Origin of the sequence: Roseburia sp. CLA-AA-H209, assembly GCF_020687575.1 — a bacterium.
GTDB lineage: Bacteria > Bacillota > Clostridia > Lachnospirales > Lachnospiraceae > Roseburia_C > Roseburia_C amylophila.
In genome coordinates this window covers 1-2154 of record NZ_JAJEQU010000042.1, presented here as the reverse complement: position 1 = coordinate 2154, position 2154 = coordinate 1, and the positions used below count along the sequence as shown (strand labels likewise).

The 2154-nt window shown below is 31.3% G+C and carries 3 protein-coding genes; all 3 read left to right on the top strand.

Annotated elements, in window-relative coordinates:
• Positions 1–117 precede the first annotated feature (117 nt).
• Entirely contained in the window at positions 118–615 is a 498-nt protein-coding gene (locus tag LKD41_RS15435; RefSeq protein ID WP_227701670.1) for a hypothetical protein, read from the top strand.
• 91 nt (positions 616–706) lie between these two features.
• A complete protein-coding gene (locus LKD41_RS15430) occupies positions 707–1108 on the top strand; it encodes a hypothetical protein (protein WP_227701671.1) in 402 nt (133 codons plus the stop codon).
• Positions 1109–1153: 45 nt separating this feature from the next.
• The gene (gene xerA / locus LKD41_RS15425; RefSeq protein WP_227701669.1) at positions 1154–2122 is read left to right on the top strand and encodes a site-specific tyrosine recombinase/integron integrase; all 969 of its coding nucleotides are present in this window, start codon (positions 1154–1156) and stop codon (positions 2120–2122) included.
• Positions 2123–2154: the final 32 nt, after the last annotated feature.

Genomic DNA, 2154 nt, shown 5'->3' with positions numbered 1-2154 from the left:
ACCAAGTCGACAAATCAAAAGTTGCCGTGCAAAAAGCATTAGACGAAACACAAATGCTGTTTGACAGTTTGATGCAGAAATATTTCGTGTAATACAAGTATTAGGGAGGTGAAGTAAATGAATATAATAAATGATTTTTTCAAAGGAGGTGGAATATACAATAAAGTTTCTTTTGCAATTGGAGTATTATCTTTGATATTTAGTGTTATCAGTTATTATTCGGCAAATAAAGCAAAGGCTAATGCATCGAATGCAGCTGACATGGCAAAGCAAGTATCAGGAAAATTAGATATACTTGAAAACCAATTAGCATATACCAATAAACTAAAAAATGAATATGAGCAGTTGCTTAAATCTGCTCAAAACTATATGGGAAATAGTAAAGATAAAATCAGTAAGTACATTTCATTACTAAATCGTATAAAAAATAGTCGAGCTTGTTTGCTTAATAGAGATGAAATAGAAGAAGCAATTAGCAATTTAAATAAGTTGATGATGAAAGGTGCGATTATAAGTGGGGATGAATCGGCAATTGGGATTGCAAATGGACTAGTCGAATCTTTTATTGAATCATTGGGTTTCATAATAGTAGATGAAGATGTAAGTGAGATATAGCTTTTGTTTATTACAAATTTAGAAAATCAAAAAGTTGAAATGATAGGAGAATGCTATAAAAGAATAAGGTTTATTTTTTACTTGCAGTCTAATCGAATACATTTCGCGTAAAAGGAAAAATATTCGTGCTGATGTAGTGAATAAACTTGGAAAGACTAGAATTAGCAAGATTTATGAACTTGCGGATGTATATCATTGCGATAATATCGACAGCGTTAGTGATAAGTTTATTGCGGATGCAAATATTCGCATGGGAGAATTTGATAATGTATCTGATTGTGGTTACGCATTGCCTTCGTATTGGGATATAGGAAAGGTGTACAAACGCCTTATAAAAATGGTTGCAGATGATGAAAAAATTGAAATTGTTGATGCATTGATGAAAGTGTACAGTTCGTTTATCAGTTCGAAGATAGATGATTACAATAGCAGTGTTTATTATGAAAATCCAAATTACATTTTTGAATGCTATAAGGAAAATAAGATATTATAAAGAATATGGTTGTAGGATGTTGGTATCAGAAGAGGAGAAACCAACATGGAAGAAAAAATTGTAACAGTATTGAATGAAATGTCAGAGTATTTATCAATTACTCAAATGAAAAAACTGCAAGAGGTTATTATTAAAACATTTGCCGAAAATGAAGCGTCAAAAGTGAATATAAAGAATGAAGACTTTTTGAATATGTTTTTGGCAGCGAAGAGAATTGAAGGATGTTCAGAGAGAACGATTAATTATTATAGGGTAACAGTACTACATTTATTATCGTGTACGGAGAAAAATGTTCGAAAGATTACAACCGAGGAAATGCGGGAGTATTTATCGAATTATCAAAAGCGAAATAATTGTTCTAATGTTACGATTGATAATGTGCGTAGAAATATTTCAAGTTTCTTTTCATGGCTGGAAGAGGAAGATTATATCTTAAAAAGTCCAATGAAAAGAATACATAAAATAAAAACGAAAAAGATTGTTAAGAATACCATCTCGGATGAAGAAATCGAAAAACTGCGTGACAACTGTAAAGAAAAAAGAGATTTGGCTATGATTGATCTATTGTATTCGACCGGAATCAGGGTTGGAGAATTGGTCAATCTTAACATAGATGATATAAATTTTGAAGGTAGAGAATGTATTGTTTATGGAAAAGGTGATAAAGAGCGGCGAGTATATTTCGATGCAAAGACAAAAGTTCATTTAAAACAATATCTTGAAACTAGATTTGATCATAATGAGGCTTTATTTGTGACTTTGGACGCTCCACATGAGAGATTGAAAATTAGCGGTGTTGAGATACGTTTGCGAAACATTGGAAGAACTTTAAACCTTGAAAAAATTCATCCGCATAAGTTTCGAAGAACAATGGCAACTAGAGCAATTGATAAAGGAATGCCAATAGAACAAGTACAAAGACTGTTAGGACATTCACAAATAGACACTACCATGCAATATGCAATGGTAAATCAAAATAATGTTAAAACATCTCATCAAAAATATATAGCGTAATTATAATATAAAATTCGGATTTGTTGGGATGA

Excerpts from the sequence above, each read along its gene's own strand:
- LKD41_RS15435 (WP_227701670.1), top strand. The coding sequence starts at position 118 with ATGAATATAATAAATGATTTTTTCAAAGGAGGTGGAATATACAATAAA.
- xerA (WP_227701669.1), top strand. The coding sequence starts at position 1,154 with ATGGAAGAAAAAATTGTAACAGTATTGAATGAAATGTCAGAGTATTTA.